Raw genomic sequence first — 19,729 nt, forward strand, 5'->3', positions numbered from 1 at the left:
TCTAATAACACTTATTTAAGGAATTATCAGCTTGATAAAGTCCAATAAATTTCCCTTTTCAAACAAATACCCTTTGATCCCGGCGGCCTCTGCCGCTTCTACATCACGTCTCTTATCACCAATCAGAAAAGATTTATCCTGATCGATATCATATTCTGCCATAGCCTGTAAAATAAGTCCCGGTTTCGGTTTGCGGCACTCGCAGTCAACAGCATACTCAGCAACGCTGCCAGACGGTAGATGCGGACAATAATAAAACTTTTCTATCTTCCCGCCGCTGTTAAAAACAATATCTGACATATACTGATGTAGTTTTTCCATTTCAGCGACCGTATAATAACCTCGTGCTATCCCGCTTTGATTAGTCACGACAAAAACAAGGTACCCGGACTGTGTTAAATAGGTTATTGCCTCCAGCGCGCCTTCTATCCACTCCAGTTCATCGATCTTATATAAATAAGCTTTATCGATATTCAGCACACCGTCGCGGTCAAAAAAGACTGCCTTATGCGCCATGAGTATAATAACCGCCGCTCTTGTCCAGGATAGCGCAGTATTCAGCAACAGCTTCATTCACGTCAGTAAAACCTCCGTCATACCCTGCCGCCAAAAGATTCGTCGCATCTGCCTGAGTATAGCTCTGATATTTACCCTTTAATACTTCTGGGAACGGCACATATTCCAATTCGCCGCTGCCAAAATGTTTCAGTACACCTTGGGCCAAAGTATTAAAAGTATGGGCATGCCCTGTTCCGCAGTTAAAGACCCCGCTGATTTCAGGATGATCCCAGAAGAAGAAATTAACTTTAACAACGTCTTTTACATAAATAAAATCTCTTGTCTGTTCACCGGCACCATAATCTCCGTAAGCATCAAATAATTTAACCTTTTTCTCTGCCAGCCATTGATTATACATCTGGAAAACCATAGATGCCATTTTACCCTTATGATTTTCCTGCGGACCATAAACATTGAAATAGCGCAGGCCGACTAACTGACTGTTGGTCTTGCCAAAATAACGACGGGCATAATTATCAAAAAACAATTTGGAAAACGCATAAACATTTAAAGCTTCCTCACAGGCAGGCTCTTCACGAAATCCGTTTGTACCGCTGCCGTAAGTAGAAGCCGACGACGCATAAATCATCTGTATCTTACGGTCAACTGCAAAATGCATCAGATTTTTCGTATATTCAAAGTTATTCTGCATCATATATTTGCCATTATATTCCATCGTATCAGAGCAGGCGCCTTCGTGGAAAATAACATCAACATTCTCATGAGCAAATTTACCAGCCTTTAAAGCCTCAGAAAAATCCATTTTATCCATATAATCCATGACCTTCAGTCCCTGGATGTTTTTAAATTTGACCATATTAGTCAGATTATCCACAACTAAAATATCATCGCGTCCGCGATCATTTAAGCCTTTAACGATATTACTGCCGATAAAACCTGCACCGCCGGTTACAATAATCATAGTTTGCCCTCCTTCACAAATTGAGCTATCTGCTCCACAATACCAGTCGTCGAATAGCCATCTTCAAAATCAATGATCCTGACTTCGCCTGCATATTCCCTTCCGGCAACTTCCTCAGGTTTATAATCACCGCCCTTGACTAAAATATCAGGACGTATTTTTTCAATCAATTCCGTCGGTGTGTCCTGTTCAAACAATACCACTGCGTCAACACAAGCCAGTGCCGCTAAAACGCGCGCACGGTCAAGCTCATGTACTAAAGGTCTGACATCACCTTTCAGTTTCCGTACCGAAGTATCAGAATTCAACCCAACGACTAAATGCCTGCCAAGCCTGGCCGCTTTTTCCAAATAGCTGACATGCCCTACATGCAGAATGTCAAAACACCCATTGGTAAAAACTATTTTTTCCCCGCAGGATCTCCAGGTTTTAGCCAAAGATTCTATCTCAGACCAGCTCAAAGTTCTATAACCGCGGCCCTGTTTACGCTCTTCCGTCAGCATATCCTTTAACAGTTCCTCCCGATGCACAGGATACGTACCAACTTTTGCTACAACTATACCTGCAGCACGATTAGCCATAAATACTGCATCCTGTAAGGCAAGCTTCCCTGCAGCGCCTGCCAAAAGCGTTGCCGCTACGGTGTCACCGGCACCTGAAACATCGAATACCTCTTGTGCCGTAGCCGGGTCATTAATCACCAGGCCATCCAAACCGGCTAAAGTCATCCCCCGCTCACTGCGGGTGACTACAACATTTTTGATTTCATATTTTTCCCGGGCATTTTGGGCCAGACGCAGAACCTCTTCATCCTCATTAGGAACAAATTCTCCAGCCGCCTCGCACATCTCCTTTAAATTTGGAGTAATGAAATCACAGCCCCGATATTTATTCCAGTCAGCCCCCTTAGGGTCAATAAGCACCGGCACCTGATACTGATGCGCAGCCGCGATCACCCACTGCACAAAATTATCCGAACAGACACCTTTGGCATAATCAGAAACAATCACACCGTCCAATCCGGCTTCCAGTAAATTCTGGAGCCATAATGATAAGGCCTCTGTTTCTTCCGGAAACAAATCTCCTGTTTCTTCAAAATCCAGGCGCAGCATCTGCTGCTGCGCTCCCAAGATACGCATCTTCGTGATCGTTTCACGCTGCTGCGACTTGATCAAACCACTGTAATCGATACCTTTTTCGGCCATCATCGCTTCCAGTACTTCTCTGTTGTTATCGGCCCCGGTAACGCCACCCATAAAAACCCTGCATTCTAAATGTGCCAGGTTTGCAGCTACATTTGCGGCGCCTCCCAAAACAGACTTTATGCGTTTGACCTTATTAACAGGCACAGGAGCCTCCGGAGAAATGCGCTTGACCTCACCATAAAAATAACGGTCGAGCATAACGTCCCCAATCACAGCAATTTTTAAATTCTGGATATGTTCAGCTAAAAAAGCAGTACATGACAAATTCGTCACTTTATTCACCATCCACCAATTCGCACAGAATATGGCCAATCAAAATATGTATTTCCTGCGCTCGAGCCGTAACCGGGCAGGGAACAGCCATGCAGATATCACAGACCTCTGCCATCTTGCCGCCCCCCTGAGCCGTCATCCCGATGCACTGTATCCCTTTAGCTTTGGCAACATCAATAGCCGCCAACACATTTTTACTGTTACCCGAAGTTGATAATCCGACCAAAACATCACCGGTATTTCCTAAGGCCTGCACCTGTCTTGCAAAAACAGTATCATAGCCATAGTCGTTAGCTACCGCGGTCAAAATAGAAGTATCTACAGTCAAAGCTATAGCCGGCAGACCGTTGCGCTCCTTTTGAAAGCGTCCTACGAATTCAGCCGCTAAATGCTGACTGTCGGCGGCACTGCCGCCGTTGCCGCAAAACAAAACCTTCTTGCCGTTTTGCAAGGCCTGTCGAATAATTTCCGCACTGGCTGCAACCTGCTCTAAAATTCTGCTTTCTGCAACCTGCTGTGCCAAAGTAATATGTTCAGCAAAACGCTGTTTAATGGTTTCCATAGTTCACCTGCTTTACCAATTAAGGAAGTTATAACGGACTCTGAAAGTATTGCCATGATCTTTTCTGTGATCCTGCTCATATTCAAATTCAATGGCCCAGCAGCAGAACCTGTGCGTCCATCTGTAATTTGTTTCATAATTACTATGCTTGCCCAAATCATAACGGTTGACAATCGTAAAAGTATTTTTATCATCAAGTTTAAAGCTCAGTCCGTTACGAAGCTCCCTGCCCATATCAGGCTGTCCGTAATCATAGAGATTGCTTGTTCTGTCCTCACGGTAATAGCCGACCCAGGTATCCCATTTCGGAGCCAGCTTTTGGCCTAAAGTTGCATAATACATCATTGTGGACTGCGTTTCGTCAGTATAACTTTCTGTTACCCATTTTTTACCTACAGTCAGGTCAAGGAAAGTATTTTTACTGTTGAACAGATAAATCCGGTCATGATTCAAATAAGCAGCATACTCTGTATGCCAGCTTTTGATACTGCTCTTTTCGTTACGCCATAAACCATGAGTAATATACGCACTGTATGTCAACGGCAAATTATCGATCAAACGATGGTTTTTATAATATAAGCCGATATCTCTTTCTTTGCGGATCCATTCGTCATCTTCTTCATCCCAGCCGTCCTGAAACTTTATATTAAAGTTACGCTCATCGTGATTGATGCCGTACATGGGTTTATAACCGGCCTTAGAATAATAAGCCAGATCGGCATAAAAATCTGTTTTCGGACCTAAATTATAATCGACCTGCAGTTTAGCATACATTCCATTATCGCTGCCGTCATACCCGATACGCGGCATTATTCTATTTTCACTCTCACCATCTAATCTATTGACCCATAAATCACGCGAGTAGATATGCTTGCCTTTGGCATAAACCTTAACATCTCTGGCGACCATTTTTTCTTTGGGATAAATCTCAAAAGTTTTTGCCGTTATCAGCAGACAAGGATCATGCTCCACAGCCGGACAGCGTGTTGTCTGTCCGCCCTCGTCCACAACTATTTTATCCGGATAAATCGTTGCATGCGGTGCTTTAAAATAGTCTTTGGCACCTTTGCCGTCAATTTGTTTGATCTCACCAGTCTTGGAATTAAAATTATAATGGACCCATTCCCCATTCATGGTAGTATCCGGCTCCTGCAGTGTTCCGCCCTGCTTAAGCCAGACATCCCCGGTCTTCATATTGCCTTCGGCCCTGGTAGTCAGAATAGTTTCATCCCCCTGCACTATCTTGACATTACCTTCAGCAAAAAAGTCTCCGCTGCCCTGGTCATATGTAGCACTGTCACTCCATAAGGTTATCGGCATCGGCTCAGCAGACTCCGCCTGTTTCTTCTTCTTGCTCTTATCTTTAATTACACCAGCTTCCCGCTCCTGCTTCTGTTCCTGAAAATCAGGCGCAGCATAACGCGAATCACCGGTAACATAGTCGTCGGCAAAAGCTGCCTGTGATACTGCTAAACTCATTAAGCAAGCAGTTGCTAAGACTTTCTTCTTCATGCTTTCTCTCCTCAGTCAAATTTATCATTTATAAAAAAGCATACAAATATCCACTACATATTATATCACAATTTTAAATAAAAAACCCGCCACTAAGGCGGGTTTTACTGATAATTCAAATTTTATTTTCCCTGATAAACCATACCCTGGATAGTAGTATCTTCCATAGTCTGTACATAAGTAGTAGAACCAACGGGAATGACTACTGCTTTACCGGTAACAAAGGCACCGCCTAAAGCACCGATAGGCCCTAAAACGATCATACCGCCGATTGCCGCTCCTGCTGCGCCGGCTGCAGTCTTAGCCTCCTGTTTAGCCAGATCGCCGATATAGACCGGAACCTTAGTTCCGTCAAGAGCATAAACATGAGTAAAATCTACGTCAATACGGGCATCACGGCCAAAGCTGCGCGGCTGTACAACCTTTTTGATAGTACCTTCTCCTAACGCACCTTTAGGAAGTACCAGCACATCATTCACATAAACATTGTCAGCAATTTTAAAATGCACAGGTTCACCGGCTTTGTCTTCTCTGCTGCTCAGTTCCTCAGTAAATTCTACTTTAATCACAGAATCCTTAGGTAAAGTAACGCTTTCAACAGAAATCACACCATCGGTAAAAGCGATATTCGCCAAAGCTTCCAATCTGGAAGAAAGAGAGCCTTCATCAATTTTGCCGTTAAGCATCATTTCTACTGCCTCGATACGGGTCTTGGCAGGACCACCGGACATACTTTCATTAAACTGCCATTCAATAGCGTTGAGTTTAGTTAAAAACCCGGCTTCATTACTGGCAGGACTGCCTTTAAGGTAATCATACAGGTTATCAATACGATCTAAAATAGCGTCGCTGGTAACAGTACCATAAACATCATCTTCCAAACTATCCATACGGCCGACCAATGCACCTGCCTGCTCAGTACCATATAACATCTTTTCCATCGCGGAAATTTTATCAGTAGCAGACATTTGTGTCACTGCTGCCGCAGCCGGTACAGCGCCGCCCAAATCATCAGCATTCATGGCAAAACCAGGCGCAACTGATGTTACACAGAAAACCAAAGTCAAAAGCAAAGTAAGGAGTCGTCTTTTCATTACAATACCTCCGTTATTTATTATTTTTATGAAGCTATTATACCATATAAAGTGCGTAAAAAAAATAGGCGACCACAAGATAATGTGGTCACGCCTTTATTTTTTATAATTATTTAACACTTCTGTCACAGATTCAGTTATTTCATCCATTTTCGCAAACCTTCTTCTATGCTGAGCCCGTTTAGAAGGCTTCAGCTCTTCCATGGATTTGCGGTATTCTTCTATCGGCATTTCAAAAAAACGCTGATCTTTACATACCTGTCCTTCACATTCCTGCCAGAAATCATCCAGCGAAGTTTTTAATTTGCGGTCCCTGCGTACATGATTCATCGCATAATACCCGGCATTGGAAACGGCATATAAATGCTTACATCCCAATCCTGCCGCCACATTCCTGATACCATAGAAAATCAGATTTTTGGTACGGTAACCAAAAAAAGCTTTAGTCAGGCCTTTTATGATCTCACTGCCGTTAGGAGTTCCCTGCAACGCGCCTATCCACAGTGACAGTTCATTATCTTCCGGCGACGGCGCCAACCAAAACATGATCTGATACAGTTCGTCTGCACCCAATGAAAGCACCAGCGAAAGGCAGCCTTCCTTACGCTGACCTCCATGAAACCACAGTTCCATTACCACCGGCTGTTCTTCATATACATCTTCCCACAACCTGATACGTTCGCCATTAACATATAATTTTGCTATAGCTTCATCGTTAAATATATTTTCCATATATTCAATATGATTCTTTACTATGGCAATACGCTCATCCCAGGTAGAATCTTTATAAAAAAACGCACGGGTAGTTTGTTCCACAAATGAAGTAGTATGTTCCAGCATCGCTTGACGCTGCGGAGTTGCTTTAAAAAAATCCAGTAAATCGTTAATCTGTCCTTTATGTAAATGACAACGCGTCATAAAAACGATGTAACGTTTCCACTCTTTCAAAATATGTGTTTTATACAAATCTTTGCCAATATACTTTAAAGTCTGTGTATCCATTTCTACCTCGTCAACAATATTATTGTTCATATTATACCACAATTGCCATTAAGCTTCTATGGATAATTACAGATAAAAAAACGACCGCCAAAGCGGTCGTTTTTACAGCTCTTAAATTTTAGAAAGTAAAGGTCACGTCAGTCCACAGTCTTTTATCTTTCAAGCTGCTGCCTTCACTGGTAACAGTTTTGGCTTTGGTATCATAATAGGCCAAAGTAGCAACGATGTTTTTAGCAACAGCATAGTTTGCACCTACTGCATAACCTTTAAAGCCTGTATTCCAGAAAGTATTGGCATCGGTAGTATGTTCCCAATAAGTACCTTCGCCCTGATCATAGTAACGGGCAAAAATACCATAAGAACCGGCATCAGATGCCTGAGCGCCTTTATAATTCAAACCAACGGTCCAGCCGTCGTCGTCAGAATTTCTTTCACCGTCCCAGTTAGAATTGAGGTACATACCGGAAAGTGTCAGATCATTATTAAAGTTATATGCTGCACCAACATGCCAGATCCCGTCATCCTTACCAGAATCTCTGCCCATAACATCCTGGAACTTCACATAACCGGCAGCCAGGTTCAGCGAATCGCCAAGATTACCGGAAACCTCACCGCCGTAATATCTGTTAGCGATTGTTTTAGTTGCAATAACATTATTGACATCGAAATCAGTATCGTCGGAAGCCTTACCCATATAAGCTTTAACTTTAATACGGTCGCCATAGGTAGCAACCAGGCCGTCAGCCTGGGCATCCATAATATTGCCGTCTGCCAGGAAGGCATCGATACGGCCTGCCTGCAAGCCAACGCCACCAACGCGGCCATTGACATAAGCACGTTTAAAATCTGTACCCTCATCACCCTGATCATTGCTGAAGTCCTGAATATTCTGGATCATAGCCGTGTAAGTCCAGTCATCATTGATCTGACCATTCAGCCACAAACGGCTACGCAAGTCAGAATCATATTTGCTGCCCTGATTAGCTTTTGCTTTTTGGTCAACGTAGCGGGCACGAATTTCACCAGTGATTTTTACATTATCTGATTTCTTTTCAAGACCAGCAACACGCACGCCTAAAGAATCAAGCTCATCGGCAAATTCAGCTGCCAGACGATCTACATTAGCGCCTTTAGCCATAGCTTTGGCTACGATCTGTGCCATTTCATAACGGGTCATCAAACGATCGCCGCCGAAAGTTCCATTAGGATAACCGTCAATAATACCTTCTGCCGCCAGTTTATTGACAGCGTCATAAGCCCAGCTGTTTGCCGGCACATCAGAAAACGGATTAGATGCGTAAGCCGAAGCAGTTACGCCTAAAGCCATCGCCATACCTAAAACTACAGATTTGTTCATTTTCTATTCCTCCTCAGGAAAGATATTTTCTGCAGTCCGTAAATTCCAGACAGAAATCAACAACATTTCGGACAAGTCACCTTGTTACCTCTTCCGTCTGCTGCCGCCTGCTCCTGAAATCTATCGGCTACGTCACCTATCTTAACCCCCGTCAACCCCAGATGCAAATTAGCTTAATTGCAAAAAAGTTTAACTTTAAACAAGTTAATGGAATAAAAAAATTTAAGAAAGCTTTATTGAAACAAATTCAGCCAGCAGATCATCTTCAACCAATTTCAGCATAAAATAAAAGAAAGCGGACGCATACGCGTCCGCTTAAGTCTCTAAGTTAATCTTAGAAAGTAACGATCAATTGAGACCACAAGGTTTTCATTTTGTCGTCAGAATAGGTTTGTTTCAGATCATAGTATTCGATACCGGCGATCATGTTTTTAGCAACAGTATAGTAACCAGCTACGCTGTAACCTTTGAAGCCTTCGCCGGAATAGGTCGGGCCATATTCACCGTTCATGGTGTGTTGGATAGCAGTGCCTGCAGCTTGTTGATAGTATTTAGCAACGAAGCCCAGTGAACCCGGTTTGGAAGCTTTAGCGCCGCCCAAAGTACCGGTAACTACAAAGCCGTCTTTATCTCCTTCAAGATCTTCAACATCAGATCTCAAGTACATAACGCCCAAGGATGCTTTGTCGCTGAAGTTATATGTTGCGCCAACGTTCCAGATGCTGTCGTCGTCGCTGGTGATAGGAGTAGCATCACCTTCAAATTTAGTCCAGCCGGCTTCTGCATTTAAAGCGCCGATTTTACCATTAACGCGTGCGCCATAAATTTTATCGAAGCCCCAGTTTTTGAAAGAGTTGGTCGGTTTGCCATAGAAGGCTTCCAATTTCACTTCTTTACCGAAAGTCAGGTTTACACCATCATAACGGGTATCATAGATATTACCGTCTGCAAGGTTCAGGTTCTGACGACCTGCAGAAACGCCTACAGCACCGATTTTACCTACAACGTAAGCACGTTGGAATTCAGTGCCTTCATTGCCGATATCATCTGCTAAATTCTCGTCATTTTGCAGCATGCCAACATATTTCCAGTCGTCATTGATTTGACCGTTGATGGAAATACGGGAACGCAGTTTGGAACGATAACCGTCGATATCGCCGGAATAATCAGTGTAGTCATAACGTACCTGACCAGTGATTCTAACGTTATCAGATTTTTTCTCCAAAGCTGCAACGCGTACGCCAAGGCTGTCCAGCTCGTCAGCAAATTCAGCTGCCAAACGGTCTACGTTAGCGCCTTTTGCCATTGCTTTTGCTACGATTTGAGCCATTTCGTAACGGGTCATCAGGCGATCGCCACCAAAAGTGCCGTTGCCATAACCGTCAACGATACCAGCTGAAGCCAGTTTGTTTACGGAGTCATACGCCCAATGGCCTGCCGGCACATCGGAGAAGGGGTTTGCAGCATAGGCAGAAGCAGTTACGCCCAATGCCATTGCCATTGCAAGTACTAAAGATTTTTTCATGTTTCTTTCCTCCTCGGAAATTTATTAAGCCAAGTTTTTCAGCTCATAACAATTTCCTAAGGAATGCGCCATACGAGTTACCTAGTTTCCTCTACGGCCATCCGCTTTTCAATTATTATAAACTTTAAAAACTATAAGCTTTAGTTTATTTTAGCATGCGTTTCTAGTTTTTGCAATACTATTTTATATTTATTTAATTTAACTTAAAATCAGTAAATTCCACTTTTCTTTTGCTTTTGATAATAATAAATCGCCTATATTTTAAAATCCATTTTTTCCGCTTTATGTATTCTCTTGAAAAAAATTTTCTTACTTGTTCCAAAGTATACAAAAACGGCCGCATATGCGGCCGTTTTTAGTTCAGATTACTTAATTAACTGCAAAAATCTGTCTTAGAAAGTGATCGTCAGATCAGTCCACATGATTTTGTCTTTATCACTGGTATCAAATTTAGATTTAGTATCATAGTAAGCAGCAGTTAAAACCATATTTTTAGCAACAGTATAATTTGCACCTACACCATAACCTTTAAAACCTTGTCCGTCAAAGGTATTAGCATCAGTAGTATGAGCAATATAGGTTTGTCCGCCTAAATCATAATAGTTGGCAAACAGGCCCCAGGAACCTTTTTTAGCTGCTTCCGCACCCTTGAAGGTCAACCCTACAGTCCAGCCGTCATCATCAAGGCCGTCAAGATCAACATCATGATAGCTCATATCGCCTTTAAGGTACATGGCATTCAAAGCAAAATCGCCAAACTCAGTACCGGCACCTACGAACCAGATTGCATTATCAAGTTTACTGTTTTTAGCTAAAATGTCTTTAAAGTTATAGTAACCTGCAGACGCGTTGAATTTACCGAAATCAGCAACTACAGCGCCGCCTGCATAGCTGCCGCCGGTAGTTCCGGAAACGCCCAGCTTATCGAGATCGTCAGTTGCCTTACCAGCGGCACCAATGATCTTGATTTTATCGCCGTAAGAAACTTCCACGCCATCAGCACGATTATCATAGATATTACCGTCAGCAAAGAATGCATTGTAACGGCCGGCAGTTACATCCATACCGCCGAGTCGGCCTTCCAGATAGGCACGTTGGAAATCAGTGCTTTCGTCACCGGAATCAGTAGACAGATCCTGCGTGTTCTGCAGCATACCGGTATATTTCCAGCCGTCATTGATCTGACCTGTGATCCAGATACGGGAACGCAAAGTGCTTTCATAATCGTTGGAAATGCTGCCTTTACCTTCATGGTTAGCATACAAAGCACGGAACTCACCTGTAATTTTAACATTATCAGATTTTTTCTCCAAAGCTGCAACACGTACGCCAAGACTGTCCAGTTCGTCAGCAAATTCAGCTGCCAAACGATCTACGTTAGCGCCTTTTGCCATTGCTTTTGCTACGATTTGTGCCATTTCATAACGGGTCATCAGGCGATCGCCACCAAAAGTGCCGTTGCCATAACCGTCAACGATACCAGCTGCCGCCAGCTTGTTTACGGAATCATACGCCCAATGGCCTGCCGGCACATCGGAGAAGGGATTTGCAGCATAGGCAGAAGCAGTTACGCCCAATGCCATTGCCATTGCAAGTACTAAAGATTTTTTCATGTTTCTTTCCTCCTCGGAAATTTATTAAGCTTATAAAGACTTTGCGCTCAAATAAATAATTCCGAATCTCCTTTAGTGCGAGTTGCCTTGTTTCCTCTACTTACAGAAATCCATTTCATTATTTTTTTGATCTAAAAGTATAAGCTTTTATATATTCTAAACATTGGCCTTCCTTTTTGCAAGGTTAATTACCATTTATTTATTTTAACTGAAAATCAGTAAATTCATCATTTTATAAGCTTTTAATTATTTTTTCTGCCAATATCCCATAATTTTATTTTTAAAAATTGCATTATTACACCAAAAATTATTTTCGCCTATCCTATCTCTATTCTTATAAAATAAGGCCATTGTATATAACAAATGAATTATGTTAGAATAAGTAAATTACGAATATAAAGGAGGTCCTAAAATGAAAAAAACACTGCTTACAGCAGGTATCATCCTGGCAGCCTGCCTGCCTTCATTCAGCTCCGAAGCCTCAAATAATATTATTCCGACCCCCTCTCGAAACAGCTATTATCAAAACGTCAGCAGTTATACGAACATAACCCTGGGCATGGCCGATAGGGAACGCAAAGAACAGGAAGCCTGGGACCGTGAAAAAAAACGGCGCGGCAAAGAATATGAATCCGACAAGCAAGAGCGCCGGGACCGTGAACGCTGGGAACGTCAGGAAGAGAAAAAACGCACAGAGGAAAACCGTCACCATAAAAAAGACAAAAAACGTAAGAATGACAGTGATTTTGAACGTCAGCGCAAATGGAAATTCGACCCTTCTCAATCGGGAGGAGAAGGTGACTGACAGCAGGAACCAAAAAAGGGGCAGCTGATCTATGATCAGCTGCCCCTTTCAATAATAAGCCTATTTAAATTGGGTCACCTTTTTCAAATAACTGCGTACAGTCTTGGCAAATTCTTCGCTCTTCCAATCACTGCGTACAGTCAAAATCTCTTCAATTTCCATATCGTCAGAATACTTTTTAACATAATATCTGCCGGTAACTTTGTTCAAAAATGCAAACTCACCGCTCATATCCAGCTTCAAAGTAGGCTCGCGACGGGGAAACAAAGCTTTGTCATCCAGTTTATCAAGCGACATGGCAATAACGATATCCGCACCGCTTTCACGGGCAATACGTTCCAGGTTGGCTTTACTGAAATCAGAAATATTCCTGCTGCCTACTGCCTTATCCACAACATCCTCGGCAATCATATCAAACTCAGGAAACTTAAACGTATCCATGATCTCTTCCATGTAAATCATACTTGCAGTAGTGTTATCTTCTACATGGTTAGCCAGCGGGACAACAGCCAATTTTGCGGCTTCAGCCTTACCTGCTGCCGGCAGTACAAAACAAACAGCCAAAACAGCCATTAGTACAAAATTCATAATTTTTTTCATTAAAGAGCCTCCTCTATACCAGATTAGATGTCTACTCTGAACATCTTAGCACATTTTAACTGTAAAAAACAAGAGGAGATACAAATTTGCTTTTTTCACAAGAACCTTTGTTAAATTTTATTACGTTTCCTTTAAAAATATAAACGATAAAAATAACGTCAGCCTTAATGGCTGACGTTATTTTTTATCAAACTACAGGTTATTTCCCCGCAACCTTTTTAAAGGCATTACGCACTACATTCTGCAATACTTCATGTTCCCAGTCACCGCGCACCGTAACGGCTTCCTCGATCGTTCTGGTATCACGCAGGTCTTTATAATAATAAGCACCAGTAACAGTATTCAGCGAAGCAAATTTGCCGCGCAGATCCATTTTCAAAGTTGCTTCTTTACGCTGCGGCATCCGCTTAGCATCAAGTTTGTCCAGCTGCATAGCCACTACAACGTCAGCGCCGGTAGCCTGAGCTACCCTCTCTAAAGCTGCTTTGCTGTAATCAGCAAGGCCGTTTTCACTGCCGATAGCTTCCAGCACTACATCCTCACCCAAAAGGTCAAATTCAGGATAACGGAACAGCGCCAAAGCCTCCTGCATGTAAATGGTACCGGCCAGTTCATCGCCGGCAACATGATTAGCCAGCGGCACAACGGCTACTTTAGCCGCTTCGGCCTTACCGCCCAATGGCAGAGCAAAGCAAATCGTGACTAACGCCAAAAGCACATAATTAAAGAATTTTTTCATTATTTACCTCCTTCAGTAAAAAGCATCTGAAGATATCTTAACACATTTCCTAACAATCAAAAACTGTTTTGTTGAAAAAAGCGGCTGCCTAAGCAGCCGCTTTTAAATTTACAGTATCTAATTCAGTTAAATTAGAAAGTGAAAGTCAAATCAGTCCAGATTCTATGGTCTTTTTCTTTGGGCATGTTTTCGAAAGCTGTTTTAGCTTCAGTATCATAGTAAGCAACAGTAGCAACAATGTTTTTAGCTACAGTATAATTAGCACCAACACCATAACCTTTAAAACCTTGACCTAAAAAGCTGTTCGCATCTGTAGTGTGTGCTAAGTACGTTTGAAGACCTTGATCATAGTAGTTGGCAAACAATCCCCAAGTACCTTTCTCTGCAGCTTCCGCACCTTTATAAGTCAAACCAACAGTCCAGCCATCATCACCTACATCAGTACTATGGTTTTTATAACTCGCATCGCCTTTCAAATACATAGCGTTGAGACCAAAGTCACCGAAATTGGTGCCAGCACCAACGAACCAAATGTCATTGTCTACACTAGAATCTTTGAAGCCAATATCTTTAAAGTTATAATAACCGGCAGTTGCAGTAAAAGCACCAAAAGTAGCGCCCAATTCACCACCAGCATAACTGTTAGCTACCAAATCTTCAGTACCGGGATCAGCTTTACCAGCAACCAGCATAACATTTACTTTATCGCCATAGGTTAATGCCACAGCATCAGCACGGTCATCATAAATATTACCGTTAGCCAAGAATTCGTTATAACGGCCAGCAGTTACAGCCATACCACCCAATTTACCTTCAACATAAGCGCGTTGGAAATTGGTATCTTCATTACCTTTATCATTAGCAAAGTTTTGAACGTTTTCAATCATACCGGTATATTTCCAGTCTTCATTGACTTGGCCGGTCAACCAAATACGAGAACGAAGATCAGCTACATAACCGTCGCCACCATTAGCTTTAGCCTTTTGGTCAACGTAACGAGCACGAACTTCGCCAGTGATTTTTACGTTGTCAGATTTTTTCTCCAAAGCTGCAACGCGAACACCAAGGCTATCCAGTTCATCAGCAAATTCAGCTGCCAAACGATCTACGTTAGCGCCTTTTGCCATTGCTTTAGCAACGATTTGAGCCATTTCGTAACGGGTCATCAGGCGATCGCCACCAAAAGTGCCGTTGCCATAACCGTCAACGATACCAGCTGCTGCCAGTTTGTTTACGGAATCATATGCCCAATGACCTGCAGGTACATCGGAGAAGGGGTTTGCAGCATAGGCAGAAGCAGTTACGCCCAAAGCCATAGCCATTGCTAATACTAAAGATTTTTTCATTGTTATTCCTCCTCAGGAAATTATTAAGTTTATAATTTTGCTGTTTTAGAATAACTTCTTTAGTAATCATTGCGGCGAGTTGCCTTGTTTCCTCTGCAAATCCAACTATAAAGATTATTCCTTAATCAACTGATTATAAACTTAGTTTATTTTACCGTATTTTCACTAATTTGACAAGTATTTTTTATTTTTATGCAGCAAAAATGTAATCTGATTTTCTTTTCATCTTTTATTATGCAATTTTATAAATTATAATTATAAATCGAACTTATAAATATAATAATTAAAACCGACAATCATAAAGATTGCCGGTTTTAGAAATAATATTAAAATTTAGCAACTTTTTTCAATTCGCGAATCACATGGTTACGAAACTCATTATGTTCATAATCACTGCGGGCAATAACCGGGTATTCAACCATTTCTTCATCATTGATATGATCTTTAGTGACCTTACCAGTAAGACCATTGACATACATGATACGAGCTTTGATTTTAAATTTATAATAATCTTCGATCATACCCATCTGCGGCTCCAGGCTCAGTTCATCCAAGCTCATCATCAAGGCCATATCAGCGCCTGTTTTAGCCATGATACGTTTGAGCATTGCTTCGTCAGGGCCATTTTTACCAACAGCAGCATAATTTTCTTCCTTCAAAGCTTTGTCAAGCACAGTATCATCGATCATGTCAAATTCGGGGAATTTGAAATAATCCATACATTCATTAAAGAAAACCTGACTGGAAAGCTCATCATCCGCTACATTATTCGCCAGCGGCAGAATAGCTATTTTAGCGGCTTCGGCTTTACCGAAAACGGGGACAGTAAAACCAATCACAACTAAAGCCAGCAATAAATAGCGCAGAATATTTTTCATTGATATAACCTCCTTCAAATAACTATCAATTATAAGTTATTTTATCATAAAACAAACAAAAAAAATAGAGCCAAAGCGGATAATATGTCAATTATTATAATAAAGTTAAAATAACACATTCAATGATTTTGATTCCAAGATATAAAAAAGGGCGATCGTAAGATCGCCCTTAGAGAAGCAGATTCACTAAAATTAGAAAGTGAAGACAACTTCGGACCAGATAGTTTTGTCACTGGGTTTTTTACCAGTGTAGTTGTCTTTAGCGTCGAAATCAGAATATTCAACAGCTGCAACGATATTTTTTGCCAAAGCATAGTTAACGCCTACCATGTAACCTTTGAAACCATAAGCACCGAAATCGTTAGCCAAATCAGTGTTCATGCCATGATGGATGTAGGTGCCAGCGCCCTGGTCATAGTATTTAGCGTAGATGCCATAAGTGCCAGCTTTAGCAGCTTTAGCGCCTTTATAAGTCAAGCCAATTACATAACCGTCATCGTCAAGTTTAACTCCTGCCTCAGTTTTATCAGCATCAGATTTCAAATAAGTAGCATCCAATTTGAAATCGCCAAATTTGTAGTCAGCACCGATAGCCCAGATAGCGTCATCTACGCCACCATTATTTTTACTAGTATATTGACCAAGTTTGTAAACATTATCAAAATTGTAGTAGCCAGCAGTCAAACCGAGGTTTCCGATTTCGCCACCTACAGTAGCAGCCCAATAAGTGTCAGCCTTAGGAGTTTTGTCATTGCCGCTGGAAACTTTACCATATTGTAAACCAACTTTTAAATCTTTACCAAAACCAAGTTTAACGGAATCGGTACGATTGCTGAGGATATTACCTACGCCACCGCCAAGAGCAGTGTTGTTACGACCAGCTTCAACTTTCACGCCGCCAATACGGCCGGTAACGAAAGCACGTTGGAAATCAGTATCTTCATCGCCCTTATCGTTGCGAAGGTCCTGCTCGTTTTGCAACATACCAACATATTTCCAATCTTCATTAATTTGACCATTGAGCCAAATACGAGAACGCAATTTACTACTATCTTTTTTAGTATGTTTGTCATAGGATTGATAATGAGCACGGATCTGAGCATTGATTTTTACATTGTCGGATTTTTTCTCCAAAGCTGCAACGCGAACGCCAAGGCTGTCCAGTTCGTCAGCAAATTCAGCTGCCAAACGATCTACGTTAGCGCCTTTTGCCATTGCTTTTGCAACGATTTGAGCCATTTCGTAACGGGTCATCAGACGATCGCCACCGAAAGTGCCGTTGCCATAACCGTCAACGATACCAGCTGCTGCCAGTTTGTTTACGGAATCATATGCCCAATGACCTGCAGGTACATCGGAGAAGGGGTTTGCAGCATAGGCAGAAGCAGTTACGCCCAATGCCATTGCCATTGCTAATACTAAAGATTTTTTCATTGTTATTTCCTCCTTCGGAAATGTTTTATTTTTATAAAACGTCCCGGAAAGGAATCTGTGCGCATCAGTTTGCTTCATGCGAGTTACCTAGTTTCCTCTACTCGGCGCACTGCTTTGCTTAGATACTTTCTTCAACGCATTATAAACAGGTTAAAAAACAATTATTATCCTATATATAATTCATTGTTTGGACATATTTTACATTATTTTCAGAATTATTGCAAGTTATTTTGTTAAAAATATAACTAATCATTGTATTTTTCTTTATTTTCGGATAATTCGCTGTTTTTACCAAAGCATTGCCGCGTCCTGTTTACCAACGAAAAATTATTTTTACAGGCTATGCTTTTATAAATTACTTATTTGCAGCTGTACTGCCGTATCTGCAGGCTATTTTCAACATATTTAAAAAGTTTTTAAATCTAATTGCTACTGCTATTTTCCGCAGAAATAGGTTAAACTATAGATACAGAAACTTATCTGCACAGGGTGAATTTTTTAAACTTCTCCCGGGTAAATACCTGTACTAAAAAACCTTTTAATAAGGAGGGATATTGTATGAAAAAACAAGAATTATCGTGGAAGGCCGGCGGCCAGCAGGGCGAAGGCTTAGAGAGCCTGGGTGAGATTTTCGCCGCAGCTTTATGCTCTCTGGGCTATGACGTGTATGGTTACCGTCAGTTTTCGTCCCGGATCAAGGGCGGCCACACCAGCTACAAGCTGCGTATCGCCAACCATCCGGTAGCTACGATCGCCAGCAGCTGCAATCTGCTGATCGCGATGGACCCGGACACACTGGAGGTGGATGCGCCTGAACTGACGGCTGAAGGCATTTTAGTTACCGATGCTGCTTGGCTGGAAGGTAAAAAACCAAAGGTACGCACTGTTGCTCTGTCCTGGAACGAACTGAGCAAAGCAGACGGTACAACACTGCCGAAAAACATTCTGGCTTTAGGCATCACCGCCGCTTTACTGGGCATCAATACTGCCAAACTGCTGCCGCTGCTGGAAAAACAATACGGCCGCAAAGGCGCCGAGGTCATGGAGACAAACCGCCTGGCGCTGGAAACAGGCTACGAATATATTAAAAATAATTATCATGATCTGCTGGCAGCCTTTACGATGCCGGAGCTGGAAAATCCACAGCCGAAGCTGTTTATGCTGGGCAATGAAGCAGTAGCTCTGGGGGCTTTGACCTCGGGCGCCAAATTCATGTCGGCCTATCCGATAACTCCCTCTTCAGAAATTATGGAATATATGGTAAAATACGCACCTGCCGAAGGCGGCGTGATGCTGCAGACGGAAGACGAGATCTCGGCCTGCACGATGGCGATCGGCGCAGCTTATGCCGGCGCCCGCGCTTTTACTGCGACAGCAGGCCCAGGCTTATCGCTGATGGCGGAAGCAATCGGCCTGGCGGAAATGACAGAGACCCCGCTGGTCGTGATCGATACACAAAGAGGCGGCCCCAGTACCGGCCTGCCGACCAAGCATGAGCAGTCGGACCTGATGGCAGCGATCTATAATACACACGGCGACACTGCCAAAATCGTTATTTCGCCTTCTTCTATAGAAGAATCTTTTTACGACACTTTTGAAGCCTTTAATCTGGCTGAAGAATATCAATGTCCGGTCATCGTGCTTTCTGACCTGCAGCTGTCTTTAGGCAAACAGTCCGTAACCAGCCTTGATTACGGCAAACTGCAGGTGCGGCGCGGCAAGCTGGTCAAGGACGGATTGCCGGAAATCAAATCGCCGGAGTATTTTAAACGCTATGATCTGGAAGCAGAAGGCAGCATTTCCATGCGAGTCCTGCCGGGCACGCCAAACGGCATCAGCCTCGGCACCGGGCTGGAGCATGATGAAGTCGGCCGACCTTCTGAAAACAGGGCCATGCGTACAGCACAGTCCGATAAACGCCTGCGCAAGGTCCGCAGCGTTGTTGATACATTTGAAAACCCGCTTTATGAAGACGCTCCCTATCCGCAAAGCGATCTGCTGATCATTGGTATGGCAGGCACCCGCGCCGTCATCAGCGAAGTTGCTGAGGAGCTGCGCGAAAAAGGCCTGCGCGTCAATCATGTCCAGATTCGGCTGTTATCGCCCTTCCCGGTCTGCGCTCTCAACCATTATCTGCAGGAAGCGAAAAAAATCGTCGTCGTCGAGCACAATGCCACGGCACAGCTGGCACGGCTGATAAAAATGAATGTACCGCCCTGTCCGGAGCTGCATTCTATCTTAAAATACAACGGTGATATTTTCTATAAAGAAGAATTGCTGGCCAAATGCAAGGAGGTGCTGTAA

Annotated in this window: 17 protein-coding genes; 2 read left to right on the forward strand and 15 right to left on the reverse strand. The window is 42.7% G+C overall.

Annotation, left to right across the window (positions count from 1 at the left end):
* Positions 1–15: 15 nt before the first annotated feature.
* The 10 genes from gmhB to PFJ30894_RS00330 all read right to left on the reverse strand — a co-directional run bounded on the left by gmhB (position 16) and on the right by PFJ30894_RS00330 (position 11,623).
* Entirely contained in the window at positions 16–516 is a 501-nt protein-coding gene (gmhB, locus tag PFJ30894_RS00285) for a D-glycero-beta-D-manno-heptose 1,7-bisphosphate 7-phosphatase (protein WP_021718081.1), read from the reverse strand.
* On the reverse strand, positions 506–1,480 hold the full coding sequence (gene rfaD / locus PFJ30894_RS00290) for an ADP-glyceromanno-heptose 6-epimerase (protein ID WP_125668732.1): 975 nt from the start codon (positions 1,478–1,480) through the stop codon (positions 506–508). The genes gmhB and rfaD overlap by 11 nt, the downstream gene beginning before the upstream one ends.
* Positions 1,477–2,970 (reverse strand): D-glycero-beta-D-manno-heptose-7-phosphate kinase, encoded by a 1,494-nt coding sequence (rfaE1, locus tag PFJ30894_RS00295; RefSeq protein ID WP_125668733.1) that lies wholly within the window; start codon positions 2,968–2,970, stop codon positions 1,477–1,479. Before rfaE1 ends, rfaD begins: the two co-directional genes overlap by 4 nt.
* The gene (gene gmhA / locus PFJ30894_RS00300; protein ID WP_125668734.1) at positions 2,960–3,520 is read right to left on the reverse strand and encodes a D-sedoheptulose 7-phosphate isomerase; all 561 of its coding nucleotides are present in this window, start codon (positions 3,518–3,520) and stop codon (positions 2,960–2,962) included. Before gmhA ends, rfaE1 begins: the two co-directional genes overlap by 11 nt.
* A gap of 12 nt (positions 3,521–3,532) precedes the next feature.
* Positions 3,533–5,032, reverse strand: coding sequence for an LPS-assembly protein LptD (locus tag PFJ30894_RS00305; protein WP_125668735.1), 1,500 nt, complete (start codon positions 5,030–5,032; stop codon positions 3,533–3,535).
* 122 nt (positions 5,033–5,154) lie between these two features.
* Positions 5,155–6,126, reverse strand: coding sequence for a hypothetical protein (locus PFJ30894_RS00310; RefSeq protein ID WP_125668736.1), 972 nt, complete (start codon positions 6,124–6,126; stop codon positions 5,155–5,157).
* A 96-nt stretch (positions 6,127–6,222) separates the two neighbouring features.
* Positions 6,223–7,158: a VirK/YbjX family protein gene (locus PFJ30894_RS00315; protein ID WP_231997918.1), complete on the reverse strand. Its 936-nt coding sequence runs from the start codon at positions 7,156–7,158 to the stop codon at positions 6,223–6,225.
* Between the two features lie 88 nt (positions 7,159–7,246).
* The gene (locus PFJ30894_RS00320) at positions 7,247–8,485 is read right to left on the reverse strand and encodes an S-layer homology domain-containing protein (protein WP_125668737.1); all 1,239 of its coding nucleotides are present in this window, start codon (positions 8,483–8,485) and stop codon (positions 7,247–7,249) included.
* A 334-nt stretch (positions 8,486–8,819) separates the two neighbouring features.
* Positions 8,820–10,010 carry an S-layer homology domain-containing protein gene (locus PFJ30894_RS00325; RefSeq protein ID WP_125668738.1) on the reverse strand — a complete coding sequence of 397 codons (1,191 nt, stop codon included), beginning with the start codon at positions 10,008–10,010 and terminating at the stop codon, positions 8,820–8,822.
* Between the two features lie 392 nt (positions 10,011–10,402).
* A complete protein-coding gene (locus PFJ30894_RS00330; protein WP_113077424.1) occupies positions 10,403–11,623 on the reverse strand; it encodes an S-layer homology domain-containing protein in 1,221 nt (406 codons plus the stop codon).
* 412 nt (positions 11,624–12,035) lie between these two features.
* Between PFJ30894_RS00330 and PFJ30894_RS00335 the strand changes: the two genes are divergently transcribed.
* Entirely contained in the window at positions 12,036–12,428 is a 393-nt protein-coding gene (locus tag PFJ30894_RS00335) for a hypothetical protein (protein WP_125668739.1), read from the forward strand.
* A 60-nt stretch (positions 12,429–12,488) separates the two neighbouring features.
* Here the strand turns inward: PFJ30894_RS00335 and PFJ30894_RS00340 are convergent, their stop codons facing one another.
* The 5 genes from PFJ30894_RS00340 to PFJ30894_RS00360 all read right to left on the reverse strand — a co-directional run bounded on the left by PFJ30894_RS00340 (position 12,489) and on the right by PFJ30894_RS00360 (position 17,425).
* Positions 12,489–13,028, reverse strand: coding sequence for a hypothetical protein (locus PFJ30894_RS00340; RefSeq protein ID WP_021718092.1), 540 nt, complete (start codon positions 13,026–13,028; stop codon positions 12,489–12,491).
* Between the two features lie 199 nt (positions 13,029–13,227).
* Positions 13,228–13,767 carry a hypothetical protein gene (locus tag PFJ30894_RS00345; protein WP_125668740.1) on the reverse strand — a complete coding sequence of 180 codons (540 nt, stop codon included), beginning with the start codon at positions 13,765–13,767 and terminating at the stop codon, positions 13,228–13,230.
* Positions 13,768–13,898: 131 nt separating this feature from the next.
* Positions 13,899–15,113 (reverse strand): S-layer homology domain-containing protein, encoded by a 1,215-nt coding sequence (locus PFJ30894_RS00350; RefSeq protein WP_125668741.1) that lies wholly within the window; start codon positions 15,111–15,113, stop codon positions 13,899–13,901.
* 326 nt (positions 15,114–15,439) lie between these two features.
* On the reverse strand, positions 15,440–15,991 hold the full coding sequence (locus PFJ30894_RS00355; protein ID WP_125668742.1) for a hypothetical protein: 552 nt from the start codon (positions 15,989–15,991) through the stop codon (positions 15,440–15,442).
* A gap of 192 nt (positions 15,992–16,183) precedes the next feature.
* Positions 16,184–17,425 (reverse strand): porin, encoded by a 1,242-nt coding sequence (locus PFJ30894_RS00360; protein WP_125668743.1) that lies wholly within the window; start codon positions 17,423–17,425, stop codon positions 16,184–16,186.
* Positions 17,426–17,983: 558 nt separating this feature from the next.
* Between PFJ30894_RS00360 and PFJ30894_RS00365 the strand changes: the two genes are divergently transcribed.
* Positions 17,984–19,729, forward strand: coding sequence for a 2-oxoacid:acceptor oxidoreductase subunit alpha (locus tag PFJ30894_RS00365; RefSeq protein ID WP_125668744.1), 1,746 nt, complete (start codon positions 17,984–17,986; stop codon positions 19,727–19,729).

Origin of the sequence: Phascolarctobacterium faecium (assembly GCF_003945365.1) — a bacterium.
Lineage (GTDB): Bacteria > Bacillota > Negativicutes > Acidaminococcales > Acidaminococcaceae > Phascolarctobacterium > Phascolarctobacterium faecium.